General features: G+C 43.7%; 26 protein-coding genes. 11 read left to right on the top strand and 15 right to left on the bottom strand.

Going from position 1 to position 23,315, the window contains the following annotated elements; all coding sequences use genetic code 11:
- The 7 genes from OH456_RS14580 to OH456_RS14550 form a co-directional block, all read right to left on the bottom strand.
- On the bottom strand, nt 1–96 hold a 96-nt coding region (locus OH456_RS14580), incomplete at its 3' end, for a hypothetical protein (protein ID WP_270033730.1).
- 15 nt (nt 97–111) lie between these two features.
- Nucleotides 112–858 (bottom strand): phosphatase, encoded by a 747-nt coding sequence (locus OH456_RS14575; protein WP_107307003.1) that lies wholly within the window; start codon nt 856–858, stop codon nt 112–114.
- Between the two features lie 19 nt (nt 859–877).
- Nucleotides 878–1,609 carry a nucleoside/nucleotide kinase family protein gene (locus OH456_RS14570; protein ID WP_270033725.1) on the bottom strand — a complete coding sequence of 244 codons (732 nt, stop codon included), beginning with the start codon at nt 1,607–1,609 and terminating at the stop codon, nt 878–880.
- Nucleotides 1,610–1,618: 9 nt separating this feature from the next.
- The gene (locus OH456_RS14565) at nt 1,619–2,137 is read right to left on the bottom strand and encodes an MltR family transcriptional regulator (RefSeq protein ID WP_006071819.1); all 519 of its coding nucleotides are present in this window, start codon (nt 2,135–2,137) and stop codon (nt 1,619–1,621) included.
- Between the two features lie 58 nt (nt 2,138–2,195).
- Nucleotides 2,196–3,467 carry a zinc-binding dehydrogenase gene (locus OH456_RS14560; protein ID WP_270033724.1) on the bottom strand — a complete coding sequence of 424 codons (1,272 nt, stop codon included), beginning with the start codon at nt 3,465–3,467 and terminating at the stop codon, nt 2,196–2,198.
- Between the two features lie 48 nt (nt 3,468–3,515).
- Nucleotides 3,516–4,919, bottom strand: a complete 1,404-nt coding sequence (locus tag OH456_RS14555) for a PTS mannitol transporter subunit IICB (RefSeq protein ID WP_086027628.1) — start codon at nt 4,917–4,919, stop codon at nt 3,516–3,518.
- 13 nt (nt 4,920–4,932) lie between these two features.
- Nucleotides 4,933–5,376, bottom strand: coding sequence for a PTS sugar transporter subunit IIA (locus OH456_RS14550; RefSeq protein WP_038222468.1), 444 nt, complete (start codon nt 5,374–5,376; stop codon nt 4,933–4,935).
- A 611-nt stretch (nt 5,377–5,987) separates the two neighbouring features.
- Here OH456_RS14550 and OH456_RS14545 point away from each other — a divergent pair.
- On the top strand, nt 5,988–6,359 hold the full coding sequence (locus OH456_RS14545) for a c-type cytochrome (RefSeq protein ID WP_270033723.1): 372 nt from the start codon (nt 5,988–5,990) through the stop codon (nt 6,357–6,359).
- 64 nt (nt 6,360–6,423) lie between these two features.
- Here the strand turns inward: OH456_RS14545 and cyoE are convergent, their stop codons facing one another.
- The 6 genes from cyoE to OH456_RS14515 form a co-directional block, all read right to left on the bottom strand.
- Nucleotides 6,424–7,290, bottom strand: coding sequence for a heme o synthase (cyoE, locus tag OH456_RS14540; RefSeq protein ID WP_006071827.1), 867 nt, complete (start codon nt 7,288–7,290; stop codon nt 6,424–6,426).
- A gap of 7 nt (nt 7,291–7,297) precedes the next feature.
- Entirely contained in the window at nt 7,298–7,609 is a 312-nt protein-coding gene (gene cyoD / locus OH456_RS14535) for a cytochrome o ubiquinol oxidase subunit IV (RefSeq protein ID WP_006071828.1), read from the bottom strand.
- A complete protein-coding gene (gene cyoC / locus OH456_RS14530; RefSeq protein ID WP_006071829.1) occupies nt 7,606–8,205 on the bottom strand; it encodes a cytochrome o ubiquinol oxidase subunit III in 600 nt (199 codons plus the stop codon). The genes cyoD and cyoC overlap by 4 nt, the downstream gene beginning before the upstream one ends.
- A complete protein-coding gene (gene cyoB, locus OH456_RS14525; protein WP_252038117.1) occupies nt 8,195–10,231 on the bottom strand; it encodes a cytochrome o ubiquinol oxidase subunit I in 2,037 nt (678 codons plus the stop codon). Before cyoB ends, cyoC begins: the two co-directional genes overlap by 11 nt.
- 5 nt (nt 10,232–10,236) lie before the next feature.
- Nucleotides 10,237–11,118, bottom strand: coding sequence for a ubiquinol oxidase subunit II (cyoA, locus tag OH456_RS14520; RefSeq protein ID WP_124939862.1), 882 nt, complete (start codon nt 11,116–11,118; stop codon nt 10,237–10,239).
- A 476-nt stretch (nt 11,119–11,594) separates the two neighbouring features.
- Nucleotides 11,595–12,461 (bottom strand): LysR family transcriptional regulator, encoded by an 867-nt coding sequence (locus tag OH456_RS14515; RefSeq protein ID WP_270033722.1) that lies wholly within the window; start codon nt 12,459–12,461, stop codon nt 11,595–11,597.
- A 146-nt stretch (nt 12,462–12,607) separates the two neighbouring features.
- Here OH456_RS14515 and OH456_RS14510 point away from each other — a divergent pair, with 146 nt between their 5' ends.
- Entirely contained in the window at nt 12,608–13,867 is a 1,260-nt protein-coding gene (locus OH456_RS14510) for an adenylosuccinate synthase (RefSeq protein ID WP_107307001.1), read from the top strand.
- A 95-nt stretch (nt 13,868–13,962) separates the two neighbouring features.
- Here OH456_RS14510 and OH456_RS14505 read toward each other — a convergent pair whose 3' ends face one another.
- The gene (locus tag OH456_RS14505; RefSeq protein WP_006071841.1) at nt 13,963–15,033 is read right to left on the bottom strand and encodes a class I SAM-dependent methyltransferase; all 1,071 of its coding nucleotides are present in this window, start codon (nt 15,031–15,033) and stop codon (nt 13,963–13,965) included.
- 28 nt (nt 15,034–15,061) lie between these two features.
- Nucleotides 15,062–15,454 (bottom strand): hypothetical protein, encoded by a 393-nt coding sequence (locus tag OH456_RS14500; protein ID WP_270033721.1) that lies wholly within the window; start codon nt 15,452–15,454, stop codon nt 15,062–15,064.
- Between the two features lie 70 nt (nt 15,455–15,524).
- Here OH456_RS14500 and OH456_RS14495 point away from each other — a divergent pair, with 70 nt between their 5' ends.
- The 9 genes from OH456_RS14495 to OH456_RS14455 all read left to right on the top strand — a co-directional run bounded on the left by OH456_RS14495 (nt 15,525) and on the right by OH456_RS14455 (nt 23,234).
- Nucleotides 15,525–16,193 carry a beta-ketoacyl synthase chain length factor gene (locus OH456_RS14495; protein ID WP_240206052.1) on the top strand — a complete coding sequence of 223 codons (669 nt, stop codon included), beginning with the start codon at nt 15,525–15,527 and terminating at the stop codon, nt 16,191–16,193.
- A 15-nt stretch (nt 16,194–16,208) separates the two neighbouring features.
- Complete coding sequence (locus tag OH456_RS14490; protein WP_270033720.1) at nt 16,209–16,997, top strand: lysophospholipid acyltransferase family protein; 789 nt, start codon at nt 16,209–16,211, stop codon at nt 16,995–16,997.
- Between the two features lie 10 nt (nt 16,998–17,007).
- Entirely contained in the window at nt 17,008–17,268 is a 261-nt protein-coding gene (locus tag OH456_RS14485; RefSeq protein WP_006071847.1) for a phosphopantetheine-binding protein, read from the top strand.
- Between the two features lie 15 nt (nt 17,269–17,283).
- Nucleotides 17,284–17,541: an acyl carrier protein gene (locus OH456_RS14480; protein ID WP_006071849.1), complete on the top strand. Its 258-nt coding sequence runs from the start codon at nt 17,284–17,286 to the stop codon at nt 17,539–17,541.
- A complete protein-coding gene (locus OH456_RS14475) occupies nt 17,541–18,098 on the top strand; it encodes a hypothetical protein (RefSeq protein ID WP_006071852.1) in 558 nt (185 codons plus the stop codon). The genes OH456_RS14480 and OH456_RS14475 overlap by 1 nt, the downstream gene beginning before the upstream one ends.
- Nucleotides 18,099–18,122: 24 nt before the next feature.
- Nucleotides 18,123–19,502 (top strand): AMP-binding protein, encoded by a 1,380-nt coding sequence (locus OH456_RS14470; RefSeq protein WP_270033729.1) that lies wholly within the window; start codon nt 18,123–18,125, stop codon nt 19,500–19,502.
- Between the two features lie 70 nt (nt 19,503–19,572).
- Nucleotides 19,573–19,941 (top strand): ApeI family dehydratase, encoded by a 369-nt coding sequence (locus tag OH456_RS14465; protein WP_031495227.1) that lies wholly within the window; start codon nt 19,573–19,575, stop codon nt 19,939–19,941.
- Nucleotides 19,934–21,712 carry a glycosyltransferase family 2 protein gene (locus tag OH456_RS14460; RefSeq protein WP_270033719.1) on the top strand — a complete coding sequence of 593 codons (1,779 nt, stop codon included), beginning with the start codon at nt 19,934–19,936 and terminating at the stop codon, nt 21,710–21,712. The genes OH456_RS14465 and OH456_RS14460 overlap by 8 nt, the downstream gene beginning before the upstream one ends.
- Nucleotides 21,696–23,234, top strand: coding sequence for an HAL/PAL/TAL family ammonia-lyase (locus OH456_RS14455; RefSeq protein ID WP_270033718.1), 1,539 nt, complete (start codon nt 21,696–21,698; stop codon nt 23,232–23,234). Before OH456_RS14460 ends, OH456_RS14455 begins: the two co-directional genes overlap by 17 nt.
- Nucleotides 23,235–23,315: the final 81 nt, after the last annotated feature.

Genomic DNA, 23,315 nt, shown 5'->3' with positions numbered 1-23,315 from the left:
TGCACCTGGGTGACCTGAGTTAGCTTGTTGAACACCATCCATGCTTAGCGCGCGGATTGCATTGGCGAGTTTTTTTCTGTTGTTTGTTTCAGTCATTTTAACTCTCAAAAATTAATATAAATGTTCAAATTCTTGGATTGTTGCTTTGCCGCGTAGACGCAGGAAATTTAGAAAGCGGCTCGACGATGTCGATATAATTCTCTCTTCCGGTACTTGGTGTTTAGTGAGCAGGTCTATGGCTTTGTCGAGTTTTGAAATTTCCTCACAAAAGTGCGCGTCTGAACCCGTGGTGAAATACACACCTATTTCATTTCCTAGACGGACAATTTCGTCACAACGCTTGTCACTGCCCTTACGGCTTTTACCAGTTAGTGAGGTGTTGTTTACTTCGACAACAATGTTTAAGTCTTTCGCGCACTGTAAAACTTTGCGCATATCAAACGGGTAGTTAGGGTTCCCTGTATGCCCTAACACATCAATTCGCCCACTTTGCATAGCGTTGATCAGCGCTTCTGTGTGCGCTTCTTCCGTGGACGGTGAAAACACGGGTTCATGAAAGCTGGCAATAACCCAGTCCAAATGTTGGTCACTGGAGTTAGGAAGATCAATTTCTCCCTTTGTATTTAGAATGTTGGCTTCGACACCACGCAAGATGCCGACATCATGGAGAAATCGGGGCAGAATCCTTTGATTGTTAAAATACCAGTAATGGGGGGCACCTGGCATTTCAGGAGCATGATCCGTAATACAAAGAAGCTCCAGCCCCTTATTTTTTGCTGCTAACGCATTCTCTAGGACCGTACTATAAGCATGGCCGCTAGCGATAGTATGAGTATGGGTATCAATGACTATTTTCATAACTCTCGTCCTCTATCGCTTAAATCTTGAAGGAACCATCTTGGTTTAGATATAGGTTCAAGTCTGCTTTTTGAGAGTTGTTCAGTACGTTATCGACGTTGATAGCATCTGACTTGTAGTAGAAGTCCAAGGCATCTTCCTCGGATGTACCACCGCGAATCTTACGGTTCACCAAACGATCTTGTAAGAACTGAGGGTCGGTATCGATGAACACCGTGAAATCAGCAAAATTCTTTAACCCATTCCAAACCGGTTGATCTAGCAATAAATAGTTTCCTTCGATAACTACAATGTTCTTATCGACAATCAACGCATCGTCCACGGGATCGTGAAGATTTCGGTCGTAATAGGGCCATTTAGGCGCAGGGTCTTTTAACTGTCTTAGTTTTCTGACCAGTTCAGTCAGATTGAAGGTCTCATAAGCACCCTTTATTGAGCGAAGTAGTATTTCTTTACCATTTCGAGTCGTGCTATTGCTGTCTAAGATTTCATTTGGAAAGTGAAAGCCATCAAACGGTAATACTTGCAAGGTTTCTAGGGCTTCGTCTTGCTCTGACAGATGTTCCCAAAATGCTGCAAGTGTGGATTTTCCACTGCCTGGTGGCGCAGCAAGAAAGATAATGACTCGGTCTTGTTTTTCTTTGTAGAGTTTGGAGAATTTTTCGACTAGGGGTTTATGGATTTGTTCAACGTCGCTATTGGGAAATTCAGCTTGGGTTTCAAAGCCGCTAACGTTTAAATTCACTTTCATAGTGACACCTTACTGATGGATCTCCTCTTCTATTTTTTGAATGAGCATTTCACAAGACAGTTTAAGGACTGTGATGATGAGAGATTCGTATCTCATCTGTGAAAACGTCTCAAATGAAGAGAACTTAAGTTGTTTTAGAGATTCAATATAAAAGCTATCTTGTTGCGAAGATAAAATGGCTTGATTCTCGATAAAGTCATAAATCATGTCATCACTAAACGACACTTTTTCTGGCCTAGACAAGGCGTACTCCAGCACTTGGTCGTAAAGGCCGATATCCGAATAGGTTTCTAGCGAAATCTTACCCATTGCGAATACTAACTTTGACACCACATCTGTGGTCACGAGAGGCCCATCTTCTTTCAGCAACGGGTCCACAGCATACTCCTTCACTAGTTCGTCTTGTACGAATACCGATGGAAGTATGGCTTTTAATTTGAGGTTTATAATTTTGTTTGAAACTTGAAGAAAGGCGGTGGCGTTATCGCACTCATCCAATTTCTCCAATAAATCTTCAATTCGTGACAAAGTTTCTAACCTTTTGATTATGTGGTAACTGTGAGGCTACCACATAAATAAGCTTCGACTAAACCGTCAAACTCACGTCATAAAACTCCAGTAACGCTTTTTCTGCTTCTGCATTCCAAACATAGTTGTTTTGCTGCAAAATCGCGTCCAATTCCCCAAAGAATGGGTCACCGTCTTCTAGAGTCTTAAACTGGTCGATTGCTGTTAAAGGCAAGTCTATGTGAGGGTAAATCAGCTTCTTACCACCCGGAATATCGAGCTGGTTCAGAATCGTATCTGGTGCTGCTTGTAGGCCGCCTACATGGGTAATCATGAACGATGGATTGATCTTCCCTTTTGCAGAAAGGTCTAGAGACTCAATCATGTCTCCGGTAGAGCCACCTGACGTCCCGACAATGTGAGTCGCTTCGTAGTGCACATTATAGAAGTTAAACGGTACTTTGAATTTCTTATCTGTAGGACCAGCAAAGAAGTTTAAACAGCCGTCGTTACCTAGCAACTCATCCGCTTGCTCTAATACTTGTGATACAGCAGCGTAGACCATAACGTCATCGTAACCTAATCCGCCGTTCAGTGATTTAAGGTACTCAACCGGATCTTCCACATTCGCCGTATTCACATAGTGAAGCTCAACACCATTCTCCGCCGCTGTGCTTACTGGAATTAAGCTCTCGGCGCGTGCGAGACGTTCTGCATCAATGTCAGTAACAACCAGTAGTTTAGGTTTTACTGGACCATTGATCGCGTAGTCGATAGCACCGATACCCATTGGACCAGCACAAGCGAGAAGCGCGAGTGACCCGCCCTCTTTGATACCCATATCATGTTCATACACGTAAGGAGTTGTATGGTAGCTCGCATGATAGGCGCCAATAATGCACGACATTGGTTCTGCTAGCGAAGCGTCAGCAAAGTAGTTCCCTTCATAAGGAAGCACGCAGCCAAGGTCGATAGCGATTTTCGGGATAATTGAATAAGTAGCGTTACCACCAAATGTCTCGTAGCTGTAGCCGGCAGAATAACCAGATGGTAAGCCCATTGCTGGTTGGAGTACAAAAGAGTCACCTGGCTTGAACTTGTCTTTTAGGTTGTCACCAACTTCAACAATAATACCGGCATACTCGTGACCCGTGATAACTGGTGTTTCTGCAATATCTTCTGGTACACGCTTATGTTTACTACCTAGAAGCGCTGCTTTATACGTTGATAAACAAACGCTGTTAGAAATGTTTTTGACCAGTAGTTCATCCGCCGAAATAGCTGGTAGGTCAAAAGTGCGAAGTTGAATGTTCTTTTCTCCGCAGATGACAGCTGCCGTAGTTTCAACCATGTTCTCTCTCCTCATAGGGGCGCCGAGACGCCCCCGAAATAATAGTTATTAAGCTTGTTGTTCGATAGTCACCAGCAGCTCATCTAGTGCTGGGTCATTAATAAAGTTCTTGATAGTAATTACAGGCAACCCTGTTGCTTTCACTGCTCGACTCTCTAGGCTCTCATGAGTCACAACTATATCTGCGTCGCTAGGTACTTTTTCGATAGCGAAGTTCTTCACTTCGACATCGTAGCCCGCTTGTGTCAGTTTTCTCTTGAAGGTAGACGCTCCCATAGCACTTGAGCCCATACCAGCATCACAAGCAAATGCAACGAACTTGATGTTTTTGCCTTCAGCCGTAGCTTGAGTTGCAGCCGCTGTGTTGATAGCACCTTCCGCTTTCATGTCCTTCATATTGGTGACTGATTGCTCGAAGTCCTCTTCGGACTCTGTGCTCTTGGACATTTTCAGAATGGCACTCGCTACCAAGAAAGAAACAATTGTTGCTGTTGTCACACCAGCGATAGTCGCTAGGAAGCTTCCTTTCGGCGTTAGCGCCAAGTAAGAGAAGATAGAACCTGGACTTGGACCCGCGACTAGACCTGCATCAAGTAGATTGAAGGTTGCGATACCTGTCGCTGCACCAGCAATCATTGCTACGATCATGATTGGCTTCATCAACACATATGGGAAGTAAAGCTCGTGGATACCTCCGAAGAAGTGGATGATGATGGCACTTGGCGCTGAACGCTTCGACAAACCTTCACCAAATTTTGCATACGCAAGTAGCATACCTAGACCAGGGCCTGGGTTAGACGCCACCATAAAGAAGATGGATTTACCAGTTTCAGCCGCAGCTTGAAGACCTAGAGGGTAATAAATGCCTTGGTCGATTGCATTGTTTAGGAACAATACTTTTGCTGGTTCATTGATAATCGCAAGTAGAGGTAAGAAACCTGTTGCTACCAAAGCTTCAATGCCTGATTTAACGAACAAGTTTGCAGCAGTCACAGCAGGACCAACAATCTCATAAGCAAATAGGCACAAAAGCATACCTACGATACCCAGTGAGAAGTTGTTCACGACCATCTCAAAGCCAGACGGGATACGGTGTTGGATTCGCTTATCCATTTGCACCACAACCCATGCACTAAGCGGGCCCATAATCATTGCACCAACAAACATTGGAATGTCAGCACCTACGATGACACCCATCGTAGCGATAGCACCCGCTACTGCACCACGCTTGTCACCAACAAGTTGACCACCGGTGTAACCGATTAACAGCGGTAACAAGTAAGTGATCATTGGGCCAACAATGCTGCCAAACGCTTCGTTAGGCATCCAGCCTGTTGGGATAAATAGCGCAGTGATAAAACCCCACGCAATAAATGCGCCTATATTGGGCAATACCATGGCGGTAAGATGTCCGCCAAATGATTGCACTTTCGCTCTCATATTTGTAGTCACGTTACATTCCTTATTAGCAGGTTTTTATAATATCCAATACTTCTGTTTTCGATTTTGCTGCTGCGAGCTTCTCTATATTTGTCTCGTCGACAAGCATTTCACTTAAAGATTGGATTACTTGAATGTGAGTATCTGAATCCTTGGCAGCTAAGGTTAGCAGTACGTTAGCGGGGCCAAGATCTGAACCAAAGTCTACTGGTTCAGGGAAGATGTGAATGCCTAAACCGGTTTTTAATACACCGGCCTCAGGGCGAGCATGCGGCATCGCGATGCCCGGGCACAAAACGTAATAAGGACCATTGTCGATGGTAGACTGAATAATGGCATCAGCGTAATTCGACGTCACATAGCCCTTCTCTTCGAGGTATTGTGTTGTCGTTCTTACAGCCTGTTCCCATGATGTGTTATCATGTTCTACAACGTCTACTAGGTCATGGTCGATTAAGTCATACAGCATTGTCTTGTCCCATAATGAATGTCGTTTCGTTGAGTTCATTATGAGTTCTTTTCCTGGGGACATGCAATTCCGCACTAATTGTGACACAAGTCACCAAAAATCACCTGTCAATAGGCAAGTAATGATCAAGTTAACAAATTACAATTGAAAGTTTTGGTAAATATTTTATTTTAATTACAAGTCAATAGAACAAAGTTGATAAATGCATCATTTTTTGACATTTCTTAAAATGCATAAATATTGAAGTTGATCACATTATCCATGTTGACGATCGTTTTTATGTGATATAGAGATCATTACTTATAAGCACTTTAAAGCCGATTCCAGTCACTAGTAGCACGCTTTTCACCAAATTAATAAAAGCAACAATAATTTGTTTCTCAGTTTCAGGTAACTTTACACTTCACTTTATTCTTCCACGATTGTGTTTGCTGATTTCTTTATTCTTGGAAGTAATAAGCCGCGTCTCAACCCTTCTGCTTTTTGATTGCTAGTCTATCCACTGAGAATATTCACATAACTAACTGATGAATATAAATATAACTTTATATTCACCCACTATTCATTCTTATGTCGTTAGGATTCGAGAAAACACATAGGAAGTACACAATATGAAGGTCAAATTGAAATTACTCTTCGCAACATTATTAGGTGCAATGGCGCTTTTCATTGGCAGTTTCACTTTCGTTTCAGCAGCAAAGCCACCCATTGACGGCAACGTCGCTAATGGAAAACAAAAATACGAGGCGCTGTGTATCTCCTGTCATGGTTCTAAGGGGCATGGTGATGGTGTAGCGGCTAACGCTCTGCCAAATGAACCAGCCGATATCGCTCAGAAGATCAACAAACCTTTCAAAACACCCACCCAAATTGCGAATAAAGTGTTAGCGGGAAAAATAGACGAAGGTATGCCTGCTTTTAAGGGAGTACTTACCGAGAAAGATGCTATTGATATCTTGGCGTATGTGCAGTCCATTCAATAAACAATCTGAAAAGTTTAAGGATAAAAGGTTCACGAATCGTCAATCACGACTGTGAACCTGTCAATTAGAAATGAAGCGGTAGTAGCTCTAGTCCTAGCACTCCGCTGAAACTTGTCACCACCAGCAACGAAACTTTAAATACCGCTTTGGACCAATCAATATAATTGCTGCTATTCATATCGCGGAATGTAACTCGAGCCCAGAACGCACTCATCGCTCCTACTACAATCAGATATTCGTAGTTCGCCTCACCAACAAAGAAAAGTGCGGCAGCAACCGCGCAAAATGCCAACACATAGTGTCGAATATGTTGGTTCGCTTTATTCAGGCCTTCCTTAACAGGTAAAACAGGAATACCTGCTTGACGATAATCTTCCATTCGAAAAATCGCAATAGCGTAAGAGTGTGGCATTTGCCAAAGACAGAACAACAGGAACAATAAGACAGATTCAACGCTCAAATAATTAGTGACCGCTAAGTAACCGACAAGTGGAGGCACTGCTCCTGAGATACTTCCGATCAAGGTTCCATACACTGAATGTCGCTTGTACCACATGGTGTAAAAGAACACGTAGAAGACATAGCCGATGAGCACAACAACCGCAGATAGTGGATTGGTCATCTGATATAACAACGCTGTACCAACAAGCAAGAGGAATAGCGCGTAAACAAACGCGACATCCATATTGACATAACCCTGAACTAAATCGCGATGTTTAGTTCGCTCCATCTTCTGATCAATATCCCTATCGAAAATATTGTTCACAACACACCCTGACGCTATGACTAGCCCCACACCAACGAGTGCTGCAAAGAACAAGGTAATATCGACATGCTCACTTTTAGCGGCAAGGAAAAACCCTGCCGCTGTTGAGACCATGTTGCCAAAAATAATACCTGGTTTTGTAATCGTCAGATAATTTTTGAGCATACTGCCTCTACATCATCATGTTCATATTCATGTTGTACATTATCCACAGCGACCCGGCGATGAGGATAAACACCACAACGATGGTGAACAGCAACGAAACCAAATTCCACTGCCCATCAGAGGTCTTCGCTTCCATATGTAGGAAGTATTTGAAGTGAACAAACACCTGAACAATCGCGCAAGCAAATAAAACAAAATACGTTGTACTCGCTGGCAGAGATTGTGCCCAAACCAAATAGAACGGTACTACGGTCAGTACCAAAGCCGCACAAAACCCTTTGATGTAGTCTGATGCAGCTATATCTGTATTACTGCTCATGACATGACTCCCAGTAAATAAACGATGGTAAATACACAGATCCAAACAATATCTAAGAAGTGCCAGAACAGGCTTAAACAACTAAAACGCATCGTCATGTTGCTGTTTAACCCTTTCTTCGACAGCTGGTGATAACACACCGCCATCCAGATCAAGCCAAATGTCACATGAAGGCCGTGAGTCCCAACTAAAGTAAAGAATGCTGACAAGAAAGCATTGGTTTGAGGTCCATATCCTTCAACTATCAGGTGATGAAACTCATACACTTCCATGCCAATAAAACCTAGCCCAAGCAGAAAGGTTACTTTCATCCACAACTTGAGGTTGGTAATATCCTGACGCTTCATCGCAATCATGCCAAAACCAAACGTGATACTACTCAGTAGCAGCAACATGGTTTCTACGAAGACAAACGGCAACTCAAACAGTTCTCTCGCTAATGACCCCGTCATAGGGTTACTGGCAAGTACCGCATAAGTAGCGAACAACGTTGCGAAAAGCACGCAGTCACTCATCAAGTAAATCCAGAAACCAAACAGCTTGTTATCACTATGATCGTGGCTATCATGAACTGGTGCACTCACACTACCCTGCATAATTCACCTCCATATCGTCCTTCTTATTTCCGTCGGCATGAGTGTGTTGCTTGGCTAGTTCAAGCTGCTGTCGTCTAGCGTTTTCGATGGCTTCGATTTCCTCAACCTCGACGTAATAATCCACATCATCGTTGTAACTATGTTTGATACAACTTACGACAATGCCAACGAAACTAATGGCCGCTAACCACCACATGTACCAAATCATTCCAAAGCCAAAGGCCAGTGCCCAAGCTGAAATATAGATACCTGTCGGCGAATTTTTCGGCATGTGAATACGTTGATATTCCACTTTCTTCATTGGATCAAACTCACCGCTTTCTTTCTGATACCAAAATGCATCAATTTGGTCGCCTTTTGGTAAATGTGCAAAGTTATAGAACGGCGGAGGTGACGAGGTTGCCCATTCAAAGGTACGGCCGCCCCACGGGTCTCCAGTGAGATCGAGATGCGCTTTTCTATCACGAACACTGACATAGATTTGAATGAACTGGCACACAACGCCGAGTGCAATTACGGCAGTTCCTGCTGCTGCAACAGCAAGTAATGGGAAGTATTCAGGGTTGATATCTTGACTAAGACGTCGCGTCATCCCCATAAAGCCCAGCGCATACAAAGGTAAGAACGCCATCAAGAAGCCAATAATCCAGAGATAGAATGCTCGTTTGCCCCACGTCTCATTCATCATGAAACCTGTTGCTTTCGGGAACCAGTAAGTGATAGCAGCAAAGCAACCAAACACCACACCACCGATAATCACATTATGGAAGTGCGCAACTAGGAAGACCGAGTTGTGTAGTACGAAGTCAGCACCCGGTACCGCCATCAATACACCAGTCATCCCGCCGACCGAGAAGGTAATCAAGAAACCTAGTGTCCATAACATTGGCGTGGTAAAGCGTACTCGTCCCTTGTACATAGTGAACAACCAGTTAAAGATCTTCACCCCTGTAGGGATCGAGATAATCATGGTCGCAATGCCGAAGAATGCATTGACGTTTGCACCAGATCCCATGGTAAAGAAGTGATGTAACCAAACGACAAACGCCAAGATAGTGATCGCAATGGTCGCCCAAACTAGTGAGGTATAGCCAAACAGTTTTTTGCGTGAGAACGTCGCTGTGACTTCCGAAAAGACACCGAAAATTGGCAGTACTAGGATGTACACCTCTGGATGTCCCCATGCCCAAATCAAGTTGACGTACATCATCATGTTGCCGCCAAAGTCATTGGTGAAGAAATGCATTCCTAAGTAACGGTCTAAAGTCAACAGCGCAATGGTAACCGCCAAGATGGGGAATGAAATAATAATCAGAATATTGGCGCACAAAGATGCCCAAGTGAATACCGGCATTTTCATTAACGGCATAGATGGAGTTCGCATGCGCAATATAGTGGCAAAGAAGTTCACACCGGTTAAGGTTGTTCCGACACCAGATATTTGTAACGCCCATATCCAATAATCGACCCCGACCCCGGGGCTTGCATCAATCCCTGACAATGGTGGGTACGCCAACCAACCTGTGCGACCAAATTCACCAACACCAAGCGATAGGTTGGTGAGTATCACGCCAACAATAAACAGCCAAAAACTGAGATTATTTAGATAAGGAAAGGCGACATCTCGCGCTCCTATTTGCAAAGGAACGACGATATTCATAAGACCAATCACAAGTGGCATGGCAACGAAAAATATCATGATCACGCCGTGTGCAGTAAAAATCTGGTCATAGTGGTGGGGTGGCAAGTACCCGGCTTCACCAGCAGACGACAGCAGTTGTTGGCTGCGCATCATCACCGCATCAGAGAAGCCCCTAATCAACATCACCATTGCCACAGCGATGTACATGAATCCCAGTTTTTTATGGTCAACTGTGGTAAACCATTCATTCCAAAGATATTGCCACTTTTTAGCTTTAGTAATGGCCGTGACTAATGCTAATCCAGCAAGCGCAATCACGACTAAAGTGACAACAATAATCGGCTCATGGTATGGAATCGAATTGAGCGATAATCTTCCAAACATAACGTTTATCCTTCGTGTTCGGGTAAACGGTTCATCGAACCTGGATACTGAGTTACAACATCATTAAACAGCGCGGGAGGGACACTCGAATAAAGACTGACAGGATCAGCCACACTCGGTTCTGCCAGCGCTCGATATTGCTGCCAGTTTTCGATCTGTTTTGGACTGTGTTTCACTTTGTCCACCCATTGAGAAAAGGCCTGTTTGTTTTCCAAAGCGGCGGCAGTGAATTTCATTTCGGAGAACCCTTTACCGCTGTAGCTAGAAGCAAAGCCTTTGTAATCTCCTTGATGGTTCGCAATCAGATTTAGTCGCGTCACCATGCCGGGCATCGCGTAGATCTGAGAGCCGAGCCTCGGGATAAAGAACGCATTCATAATGTTGTCAGAAGTGATTTTGAATGTGACCGGAACATCCTTAGGAAAGGCTACATAGTTAACCGTTGCTATCCCTTGTTCTGGGTAGATAAACAGCCACTTCCAATCGAGTGAAACCACTTCGATTGTTAAAGGTTTTTCTGGATGTGGGATGGGTTTAGATGGCTCTAAAGCGTGAGTAGAACGCCAAGTGATAACCGCCAAAATCGCGATAATAATAATCGGGATAGTCCAAACCACCACCTCAATTTTGGTCGAGTGAGCCCAGTCTGGAGCGTACTCTTCTTCGGTGTTAGTTGAACGATACCGATAAGCAAAATAAACCGTCATCAGAATCACAGGAATGACAACTATCAACATCAGCAAAAGAGCAGTGATGATCAGCTCTTTTTCTTGAACGCCAATTGCACCTTTGGGGTCAAGTAAAGCAGAACTGCATCCAGAAAGAGTAAGTATGGCAGTCGCCACACCTCCCCTAAGCAAGATGCTTTGATATCTTGAGGCTTTCATTAACTTTCTCGAGTATATTCGGGCTTGACTACATTGTCGGAACTCGTTGTCAAAACCCATTAGTTAGAATTATGTTTTTGTTGAGCGTGTGTAAGCAAAATCATCAAGGTGAAGCGTAAAACCCATGCTTCAAACATGGATTTATTGTTACACTTTGAAATATATTGTTACAGCAAGTGCATTATGCGTAGATAAAATGTGAAGCACATCTGTCGTATTTGAAATCTAAGCTTGCGTGAATCAAGTTAGACAACGGGATGTGATAGTAAGAACTGAGGCGAGATAGTATTACTATCTAATTGATATTAAATAATTAAAAAGGTACTTGAAGGTATATTTACGTTGTTATCAAATGCGTTCAATAACACGTCATTTGTTGCATTATTGTTATCACCACAACGATGGAAATGTGATTTTATTCATGAATTTAGGATTTCAAGTTAACATATAAATTACACTGCAATTCACATAAACCCTTATTTCTGTAAAATAATAATCTCATCTCCGACCCATTGAAGTAATTGTTTAGTCGCTTTAGACAAGATTTGATTCTGACGAACAATATAACCAAGGTTCGTTGTCGGGAAATCAGATAACGGCGTAACATCTGTCTGAATATTTCTTTTCGTTGACAGCGCAAACTCAGGGATAATTGCCACCCCAAAACCAGCTTCAGCCCAATCAATTTGTGCATCAACGCTCCCTACTTCCATCACACGATAATTCGAAAGATTTAATCTGGGTAACGCGTCATCAATTAGATCCCGCGTTCGGGTGTCATGGCCAAGTAGAATCAAAGTAATTTCGCTTTGATTGGCGATAGCTTGTTGAAACCCTTCACCAAACGCCACCCATTTGACCTGTTGTAACTCTACAAAGTGCAACGGCTGAGATTGCTGTTGGGAAATAACAAATCCCACATCGGCCTCGGCCTTTTTAACTAAATCTGCTGCTTGAGATGACGTGGTATTTAAAAGCACGATATCCATTCCAGGATAAGCATTTCTGAACAGTTTAAACGCACCAATAAGTAGCATACGTGAAATTATATCGCTTGCTGCTACGGTGATGGTTCCCTTGTCTAACTCATTAAGTGCATTCAGATCGGATTGACACACCTGTAACTCTTCCAACGTCTTGATACTGCTTTGTAGTAAACGCTCACCCGCTTGCGTGAGATGAAAAGGATTACGCTCTAACAGCTTCACGCCTGTTGTTTGCTCTAACTGTTTTAACTGTAAGCTCACATTAGGCTGAGTCATGTGCAACGCATTGGCCGCTTTACCGAAATGCTTGTATTCAGCCAACGTTACAAACGTCTTTAACCAATGAATATCTAACATTTTTCTTCCCTCTTAATGCGTGAGTTAGTCAATAGAATAATCATAGTTCCGATATGAGTTCCTTATTAACTTAATAATTATAATTAATTTTTCTTATTCACACTACAGGGTTAAGCTGACTCCCTAATCAATTAGGAGAACTTATTATGTCGTCTATCGTTGTTGTAGGTGCTAACTGGGGTGATGAAGGCAAAGGCCGCATCGTTGACTTTCTAGCTGCAGACGCGTCTGCAAGCATTCGCTTTCAAGGTGGAAACAATGCCGGTCACACTGTAGTCAATGACTTCGGTACCTTCAAACTGCACCAACTTCCTAGTGGCATTTTTAATCCTGATTGTACCGCTGTGCTTGGCCCGGGTATGGTCATCAGCCCTGCCGCACTAAGTGAAGAAATAGCTGAGGTCGAATCAGCAGGCGTTAAAATTAATCTATGTATTTCAGACCGTGCGACATTATGTCTGCCTCTTCACGCTCTTGAGGATACTTTAGAAGAGCAACGTCTAGGCGATGCCGCTTACGGTTCAACTCGACAAGGTATCGCACCAGCTTACGGCGATCGTGTGATGAAAAAAGGTATTTTAGTCGGTTGGTTACAACAGCCTGAAGTCCTAGAGCAACGCCTTCAATTTATGCTCGATTGGAAAATGCCTCAGCTAAAAGCGCTTTATCCACAATGTGACTATTCACAAAGCGCAAAAGAAATCACTGAATGGCTACTAGAGGTGACCAAATCTTGGCGTCCATTTATTTGTAATGTCACCGAGCCACTAAAAGCACTGCAAGCTAAAGATGCGAACTTGTTGTTTGAAGCACAGTTAGGTGCAGGTCGCGACCTAGTATACGGTGAATATCCTTGGACAACGTCATCTAACGTAACAGCCGCTTATGCAGGTATCGGCAGTGGTCTACCAGCCCTTAGACCTGAACGCGTGATCGCGGTAGCTAAGGCATTTAGCTCATCCGTTGGGACAGGTACATTGGTTACAGCGATGGAAGAGCAAGATAACTTCCGTGAAAGCGCTAACGAGTTCGGTGCAACAACGGGTCGCCCACGTGACATGGGTTTCTTTGATGCCGTAGCCACCAAAAACGGCGTTGAGCTACAAGCGGCCACAGAAATTGCACTCACGAAAATCGACTGTTTGACGGGCTTAAAAGATTTAAAAATCTGCGTCGCATACGATGGCGAACATACTGAAAACCCTATTTGGCCTCAAACGGCTGCACTGGCTCCAGTCTACGAGCAAATGGAAGGATGGGATGAAGACATCACCGGCTGTCGTAGTTTCGAGGAGTTGCCAAAAGCAGCTCAAGATTATGTGACACGTATCGAAAGCTTAATGGGTGTGCCTGTACGCATGGTATCCGTTGGTCCAGAGCGTGACCAGATGATAATTCGCGATTAACAGCAGCGAACTTCACAGGTAAAAAAGCCCAGCTCGATAGCTGGGCTTGTTGCATTTTATAACTTTAAAAGTTGGTGCAAATGAATCACGTACTATTACGACTTTATTTTTAATTTCAGTAAAGTATGACCTAAACCAATATCGTCAGTACGTTCCACCACTTCTAATCCGGACTCTTCGACAATTTCTAAAAAGTCTTCACTGCGATAGAAACGACTATTACCGTTTGCTAGACAGGTGAAATATAGAGACGTCGCGTTCAAACTAAACGACGCCGCATCGTATTTCTGTGCATCCCAAAATAACTCAAGAATATAGACCGTTGAATCTGGAGTCAGCTGAGAACGAACATTTCTTAAAATCGTTAGAATCTCCATTGGAGAGAAACAATCTAAGAACTGGCTCATCCACCAGACATCTGCTTTCTCAGGTAAGGCTTGAGACTTGTCCAGCATGTTAGCAGGGAAAGGATGTACACGCTGCGCAAAGCCATTGTCTGCCACATTCTTCATTGCCACATTAAGCTGTTGAGGCAAATCGACTATTGTTACTTCAACATCGCTATTGTAGCCACAACATTGCATCGCCCATTTACCGGTGTTACCACCAATGTCCACAATATGTTTCGGCTCTTGGCTAAACACTTCTTTCAATAAAATAGGAAACGATCTGTCCGAGTAGAAATGATCAAACTTGAACCAACTCTCTTTTGCTTTCTCTGGCAACTGAGACAAGCCTTGATATATGGTTTCCCATTCACCAAGTTCCTTTAAACCCGCTGGTTTGCCTTCTTTAATCGATTCCGTCAAATGCATCATAGCGGCGTAACAAACATCAGCTGTGAAATCCATATTTGCCTGAGTCATACCATCATGAAGCAAAAAGAAGCCCATATTAGCTAGCGAATAGTTAGGTTTGTTCCACAATACGATATGGGCACTGATTGCCATGTCGAGTAGTACTTTGACACCATACTCAGAGACACCAGTTGCTTGGGCAATTTCAGGAGCACTTAGTCCCTGCTCTCCCGCTTTATCGAGCTCAGCTAAAATCCCTAGGTCTCGTAAAGTGCGAGCGGCTTGAAATACAATTGGGGCAAAAGACAGCTCTTGAGCCGCTGTCTTTGCTTCAAATGCATTGTATGGATCAATATTTTGTTTTGACACATCAATTCCTGGTGGTTGTTCTGTTCAATTATTTTGCTGCTGCGATAGCGGCAAGTTGCTTTCTTATATCAGTATTCAAATTGTTGATCCAGCGATTGTAATTTCTATGAATTTCGCCGTCTGCAGCTTTTAGGTTCTTAGAGCTTACATAAGTAATTGAATAGAATTTATTAGTGTAAGGAATTTTAGCTTCAGCTTCATGGCTACGAACCAGAATTGCTGCTTTTAAAACGCCTTCTTCAGGTTCAGTGATCACCCAACCGCGATTCGTCGCAGCTTCGGTAATCGCCGACTTGACTTGTGCTGCGGTCAAATCATATGTTACCGGCTCATTGTCAAAATTCAGTACAGGTTGGACTCTTCCACAACCTACTACAACCAATGCTAAAACAACTGCCATCGCGAACTTTAACGCTTTCATATTAATTCCTTACATTTTAGTTTATAAAACGATATAATTATCCAGTCGTATCTAAATAAATCAATACCTTATGTCAAATTCAACTCCATTAATTTCCTTTCACCTTGACGCATGGAGTGCAAAATCAAACGGTCTGCATACTTTTTCTGATTGGCAAGATTGGTACCACACAGGCAACTGCCCTAGCGAAGGCACGTTAGAAGTGAACCGCATACCTGCCATGATGCGCCGTCGTATGAGTACATTAAGTAAGCTGGCCGTCCAATGTGCACTTGAGCTTATGGAAGAACAGGATATTGATTATATTGTTTTTTCTAGTAGACATGGTGAGCTACGACGCAGTTCCGAATTAATTAAAACTATTGTCAGTGGTGACGACGCGTCTCCAATGGCGTTTTCTCAATCTGTACACAATACGGCAGCCGGACTCACTACCATTGCAGCAAAGAAGGCCATTCCAGTCACTTCCATTGCAGCATCGGACAATACGTTTAATAGTGCATTAATTGAAGCGTGGAGTTACTTAGAAGAAAACCCTGAACATCGAGTCTTAGTTGTAGATTTTGATGAACCTCTACCTGAGATTTATCAACAATTCAAAGATCAAGAGTTTTGCGGCTATAGCCTTGGTTTGGTATTGTCTCGCGGAAATTCGATACAAGTCCCTCCCGTAAAGGCGTCTAATCAACCGCAAGCTTTGGACTTTCTTCGACATCTTTTAGCCTCAACGCAGTCATAACCTAAAAATAATCGCATGATAGTGAAGTCTCTATATCTAAAAGTTAATCAGTTCTGGCGTATTGCTGCGACAGGCTTTTGCTTTAGTGTGTTTGGCATTGGGGGATTAGTGCTTAGTTTTGTGCTAATTCCGTTCATTATCCGAACCACATCTGAGACAGAACTAAGAGAACATCGCGTACAGGCATTGATTCAATCTTCTTTCCATGTATTTTGTCGGTTAATGAAATTTACTGGTGCTATCGATTACAAGATAACTGGCGCTGATGTGTTAGAAAACGACCGCAATTGCCTAATTGTGGCTAATCACCCAAGTCTAATTGATTACGTTTTGATTGCCTCGCAACTTAAGCAATGTGATTGCTTAGTGAAAAGTGCAATATGGCGTAACCCGTTTATGAAGCACATCGTCCAAGCGGCAGGCTATATTCCTAATGAAGCCCCAGATGATGTTATTACAATTTGCGAGCAACGATTTGAACAAGGCAACGTGTTACTCGTTTTCCCTGAAGGAACACGCACCACTCCTGGTGTCGAATCAAAGCTACAACGAGGTGCGGCTCAAATTGCCGTGCGTACTCAGCGTGATTTGCGGGTAGTTCACATTACTGTAACTCCCTCTTTTCTCACGAAACAAAAAAAGTGGTACCAAGTTCCAGAGACCAAGCCCTTTTTCCATGTCGAAATAAAGGGTAAGATTGAAATCACGCCCTTTATTGAGCAAACTAATTCTCCGACTTTAGCGGCAAGAAAACTAAACCGTTATTTGGCCGAAGCGATTTTCCCCGAAAATGAACACCAATAAGTAGGACCCTGTGGAAGCACTACAAAACCAAATCAAACAACTAATTATTGACGCCCTAAACCTTGAAGATATTACTATTGACGATATCGAAACTGATGCACCACTGTTCGGTGATGGTCTAGGCCTAGATTCCATTGATGCTCTTGAACTCGGCTTAGCCATTAAGAAAACGTTCAATATCGTAATTGACGCGGACGATACCAATACACGTGAACACTTTGCATCTGTAGCAAACCTTGCAAAGTACATTTCGTCTCAAACTAGCAACTAATCGATAGATATCAGCATGACAGAATTAAACCAACAGCAAGTATTTGACCAAGTAAAAGACGCTCTCGTGGAGCTGTTTGAAATTGACGAAGCGGATATTCAACCTGAAGCTCACCTTTATCAAGATCTTGATTTAGATAGCATTGATGCTGTTGATCTAGTAGTTCACTTGCAAAAAGTAACGGGCAAAAAAATCAAGCCTGAAGAGTTCAAAGCTGTACGCACCGTTAATGACGTTGTGGTCTCTGTGACTGAGCTATTGAAAGATAAATAATGCGAGCTTTGCTGACCATACTGTCTGCAATCGTAATTTTTGCCTATCCTTTTGCCGTCTACTTCGGTGCAGAACGATTTGGTCTCCAAGCTATCAGTCTGATTCTTATCACAGTATTTGTGGTAAGAATCATTTCTAGCAAGCAGGCAAAGTTCAAGGAACTCAAACAGCTCGCATGGATAAGTGGCCTCACTGGAATCACGCTTAGTGTATTAGGTGCTCTATTTAAACAGCACGGATGGCTAACCTTTTATCCCGTCGTCGTTAATCTTTGTATGTTGGCCGTTTTCGCCATCAGTTTAACGCAGCCACAATCCATCATCGAGCGTTTTGCTCGTCTTCAGGAACCCGACTTACCCGCAAGTGCCATTTCTTATACTCGAAATGTTACCAAAGTATGGTGTGCCTTTTTTATTATCAACGCGGGCATTGCTCTCTACACTTGCTTTCAAACGCTAGAGGTTTGGACTTTGTACAACGGATTGATTAGCTATCTAGCAGCCGGAAGTCTTTTTGCAGGTGAGTGGATAATCAGACAGTTTGTACGCAAGGATTAATTCAATATGGCAAATGTTGAGCAGATGAACCGCACTAACAACACACACCAGACGCTTGCGCACTTGCTCTGCACCTCTAAAATCGGTGAAGACATTGTCGCATTCGATATGGAAAAACAGTGGACTTGGCAGCGATTTTTACACGACATTCGTGCCACGAGTGACATGCTCGAACACTCGACCTCACAGCGCGTTGCAGTGTGCACACTAGATAGCTATCAATTTGCCGTTGGATTCTTAGCCTGCTGCTATGCGGGCAAAAGTGTGGTCCTTCCCGGTAACTACCAAAATGCGGCATTGACTGAGCTTTCATCCCAATTCGATTTATTACTCCATGACGCTGGCATTGAACCCATTGCGACCAAGCCATGCGAAAAGGTCGCTATTGATTCTCACCTTGAGAACCTAGAATCATTTTCCGCCCTTGACTTAAAGCAAGTTGAAATCATCTTATTTACTTCTGGCTCGAGTGGAACACCTAAAGCTATTGTTAAAACACTCGAGCACTTAGATACAGAAATTGCCATCCTAGAATCTATTTGGGGCGATCTGCTGGGCAATGCCCTAGTCGAAAGCACGGTCTCTCATCAACATATCTACGGATTGTTGTTTCGCGTACTTTGGCCACTATGCACTGGGCGTGCATTTGCTTGCCGAAACCTAGAGTATCCTGAGCAAGTGATGACTCATGCATCGGCCAATCGTGTGCTAGTGAGCAGCCCAGCTCTACTCAAGCGGTTATCGACCCAGACAGACCCTGTTGAGATACGCGCCTTGTTCTCATCAGGAGGACCATTACCTTACGACGCCGCGAAACACGCGCACGGACTTTTTGGACAATTACCTATCGAGGTCTACGGAAGCACGGAAACTGGTGGTATTGCCTATAAGCAACAATACAGTCCAAGTGAATTTTGGCGACTATTTCCCGGCATCGAAGCTGAGCTAAATCACGAACAATGTTTAAAGCTCAAATCACCACATATTGATGCTGACAACTGGTACCAAACTGCGGATGCTTGTGTATTTCATGATGCACAACGCTTTGAATTAAAAGGACGAACCGACCGTATTGTCAAAATAGAAGAAAAGCGCATTTCGTTAGTTGAAGTTGAAAAACGTCTCGATCAGCTAGACTGGATTTACGAAAGTGCCGTATTCTGCTGTCACGATCAACAACGCTTGTCACTCAATGCTGCTATCGTACTCACGCCCGCGGGTCTTGATAAGCTTAAATCCCTAGGGAAAGGCAAATTTTGGCTACTGCTGCGCGCGGAATTGAGGCAATGGATTGAGCCAATCGCTGTTCCACGACGTTTTCGAGTCGTTGCAGAAATACCATTGAACAGCCAAGGTAAAAGGCAAGTATCTGAACTCGAGAAGCTTTTTGCCGACTCGCTATAGTTCGTTTATCTCAAAGAGCACTGCTTACATTTACACGACTTACATTTAAAAGACTAAGACCGACACGACCATGACAAAAAGAAAACCGACCGTACTAAATTCTGATGTACAATCAGCGTCTGCAACGCTTTGTATTCAAGCAGACGCCGATATTCTGGATTTTTGCGGTCACTTTAATCACTTCCCTTTACTTCCTGGTGTAACTCAAATTGATTGGGCACTCTACTACGCTGTTGAGTACCTTAACGTTCCTTCTGCATTTAAAGGAATGGAAGTGATTAAATTTCAAGAGCCTATTCTGCCTGATGCAATCATCACACTGACTCTGAATTGGAATGAAGAGACGCAAAAGTTAGCGTTTAAATATACGTCAATATCTGGAGAAGACATCGTCGTGCATTCCTCCGGTAAAATGAAACTAGGTAGTTCGAGTGAGTAACAGCAAAGAACGTGGACATGCAGAGAGCATCCAAGAACAAGGCCGTCAGTATCAGCCTTGCTTTCTCATACCATGTTTTAATCATGGCTCTACTGTTGAAAGTGTAGTGAAATCGTTAAAGCCATATGGTTTTGCAATCATCCTTATCGACGACGGCAGTGACCAGACTACACAAACAGCGCTTAACGCCGTGGCTATCGCTCATGACGTGCACCTTATTACCCTTGAACAAAATCAAGGGAAAGGTGGCGCCGTGATGGCAGGAATTCGTCATGCAAGTTCGCTTGGGTTCACTCACGCCATACAAATTGACTCTGATGGTCAACACGATTTAGAGTCACTGCCTGTTTTAATCGAAACATCACAAAACCAGCCATATTCGCTTATCTCTGGCAAACCGGTTTATGACAGTAGCGTCCCCAAATCCCGTTTGTATGGGCGCTATATCACGCACTTTTGGGTTTGGGTTGAAACACTTTCGCTGTCAATAAAAGACAGCATGTGTGGCTTTAGAGCCTATCCGGTTGAGGCTACTCTCAATGTTCTCAATCGATACAATATCGGCACGCGAATGGATTTTGATATTGAGATCTTGGTTCGTATGTATTGGGAAGGTTGTGACATTCAGTTTATTGATACCCGCGTTATGTACCCAGAGGGTGGTATCTCTCACTTTGATGCCTTGTGGGACAACGTAAAGATAAGCAAGATGCATACGAAGTTGTTCTTTGGCATGTTACCGCGTAGCCCTAAGTTGATCGCCCGCCATTTTCACAACCAAAATGTGAACACGCCTCATGGCTCTTCAGACAAATCGGGTGCTCATTGGTCAACACAAAAAGAACGTGGCACCATTGTCGGCATCAAAACCTTACTTTGGGTCTACCGTTTGCTGGGGCGTCGAGCTTTCAATCTCGTTTTACCCATGGTTATTGGTTACTACCATTTAACCAATGCCCGAGCGCGTAATGCTTCGCAGCAATACCTCGCCAATTTAAGGCACTACGCGGAACGTCGCAACATTGCTTTGCCAGATGATTTAACCAGTCAGAAACACCTATTGTCGTTCGGTCATACCATGCTCGACAAACTGGCAGCATGGCAAGGGGATTTCTCTCTAGATAATCTAACGATTCATGGCCAAGAGCAGTTTCAGCCTTTGATTGATAGCCAACGGGGTGTTTTATTATTGGGTTCTCATCTTGGTAATATTGAGTTGTGCCGTGCTCTCAGCCAGCGCTATTCTCATATCAAAATTAATGCCTTAGTTTTCACAGAACATGCTGAGCAATTTAACTCAGTAATGAGAGCAATTAATCCAAACTCTGACCTTAACCTAATTCAGGTCAGTCAGATGGGCCCAGATACGGCGATCATGCTGCAACAAAAAATCGAGCAAGGTGAATGGGTCGTTATTGTTGGCGATAGAACATCGACAAGCAAAGAGCAACGCTGCGTCTGGGCCGACTTCTTAGATAAACCAGCTCCTTTTCCTCAAGGACCGTTTATGTTGGCGTCGGTGCTCAAAGCTCCGGTCTACCTTATTTTTGGTTTTCGAGACGATAGCCGCAAAGAACCACACTTTAATGTCTATTTTGAGCACTTTAGTGACAAAATAGCCTTACCACGTAACAATCGACAAGACGCTTTGGAACACGTTGTCCAGCGGTATGCGAACCGCTTAGAGCACTATGCCGTAAAGTCGCCACTACAGTGGTACAACTTTTTCAACTTTTGGACGCTAAGTAAGCACAATGACCAAGAAAAATAACATCACCTTCGGCGCAGAGCGCCTTTCTATTGAAGACGTCGTCGCCATTTCTGCTGGCGCAACGGCTAGTATGAATAGCGCTCCTGAGTATGTTGCCAAAATTGACCGCAGCGTGGCTTTTTTAGAACGTCTTCTTAAAGAAGAAGGCGTTATTTACGGTGTCACCACAGGGTATGGCGACTCATGTACTGTTGCCATTCCACCAAACCTTGTCGATGAGCTGCCACTTCATTTAACTCGTTTTCACGGCTGTGGCTTGGGCGACATACTCACTCATGAACAATCTCGCGCTGTGCTTGCGACCCGTTTATGCTCGTTAGCACAAGGTATGTCAGGCGTTTCTCACGATCTACTCAACCAAATTACAACGCTGATCAATCACGATATAGCACCAAGAATTCCTCAAGAAGGTTCTGTAGGTGCCAGTGGTGACTTAACACCGCTGTCTTACCTTGCCGCGGCCCTCATCGGTGAACGAGATGTACTGTATAAAGGCGAGATTCGTGAGACTAAAGACGTCTTTGACGAACTGAACATCAAGCCTATCACGCTGCGGCCCAAAGAAGGCTTGGCTCTCATGAACGGCACCTCTGTGATGACTGCTCTCGCTTGTTTGGCGTATAAGCGTGCAGAATACCTTGCACAACTGTGCACCAAGATCACTGCGATGGTTTCAGTGGGGATCCACGGCAATGACTTCCACTTTGATGAAGCACTATTTGCTGTAAAACCGCACCCAGGTCAGCAGCAAATTGCAGCGTGGCTACGTGATGATCTTCAGGCTGATCGACCGCCTCGTAACAGTGACCGTCTGCAAGACCGCTATTCGTTGCGCTGCGCACCACATGTCATTGGTGTTGTTCAAGACTCACTGCCTTGGTTACGACAGCTGATTGAAAACGAGCTTAACAGCGCCAACGATAACCCGATCATTGACGGTGATAACGAGCGCGTACTGCACGGAGGTCATTTCTATGGCGGACATATAGCTATGGCAATGGACACGCTCAAGACGGGTGTTGCCAACCTCGCAGACTTACTTGATCGTCAAATGGCACAGTTAATGGATTACAAGTTCAACAATGGCTTACCGTATAACCTAACGGGCGCTGAAGGTGAACGTAAGCCTATTAACCACGGCTTTAAAGCGGTACAAATCGGTATCTCGGCTTGGACAGCTGAAGCTCTAAAACACACGATGCCAGCGAGTGTTTTCTCTCGCTCTACCGAGTGTCACAACCAAGATAAAGTTAGCATGGGTACCATTGCTGCTCGTGATTGTTTACGCGTGTTAGAGCTCACTGAGCAAGTTGCCGCGGCTTCCTTGTTAGCTGGTATTCAAGCCATAGAACTCAGAAAACGCCAAAATGAGTTAGATGAACATCATATGAGCGAAAATCTGAAGGCAATTCGAGACTCCATATTAAGTGAGTTTGAAATGGTCATTGAAGATCGTCCTTTAGAAGCGGAATTGCGCCATTTCATGCAGCGCATACAACAGCGCCACTGGTCTCTTTATTAAGCTAAATTTACCGTTACAACGTAAATCATTCTCTGGTTAAATTGTTTAGTTAACCCCATGGGTTTATACAGTATTAGGAAT

The sequence above is a fragment of the Vibrio sp. La 4.2.2 genome, assembly GCF_027586995.1.
GTDB classification, from domain to species: domain Bacteria; phylum Pseudomonadota; class Gammaproteobacteria; order Enterobacterales; family Vibrionaceae; genus Vibrio; species Vibrio mediterranei.
The sequence above is the reverse complement of the archived record's forward strand: the minus strand, read 5'-3'. Positions and strand labels throughout refer to the sequence as shown.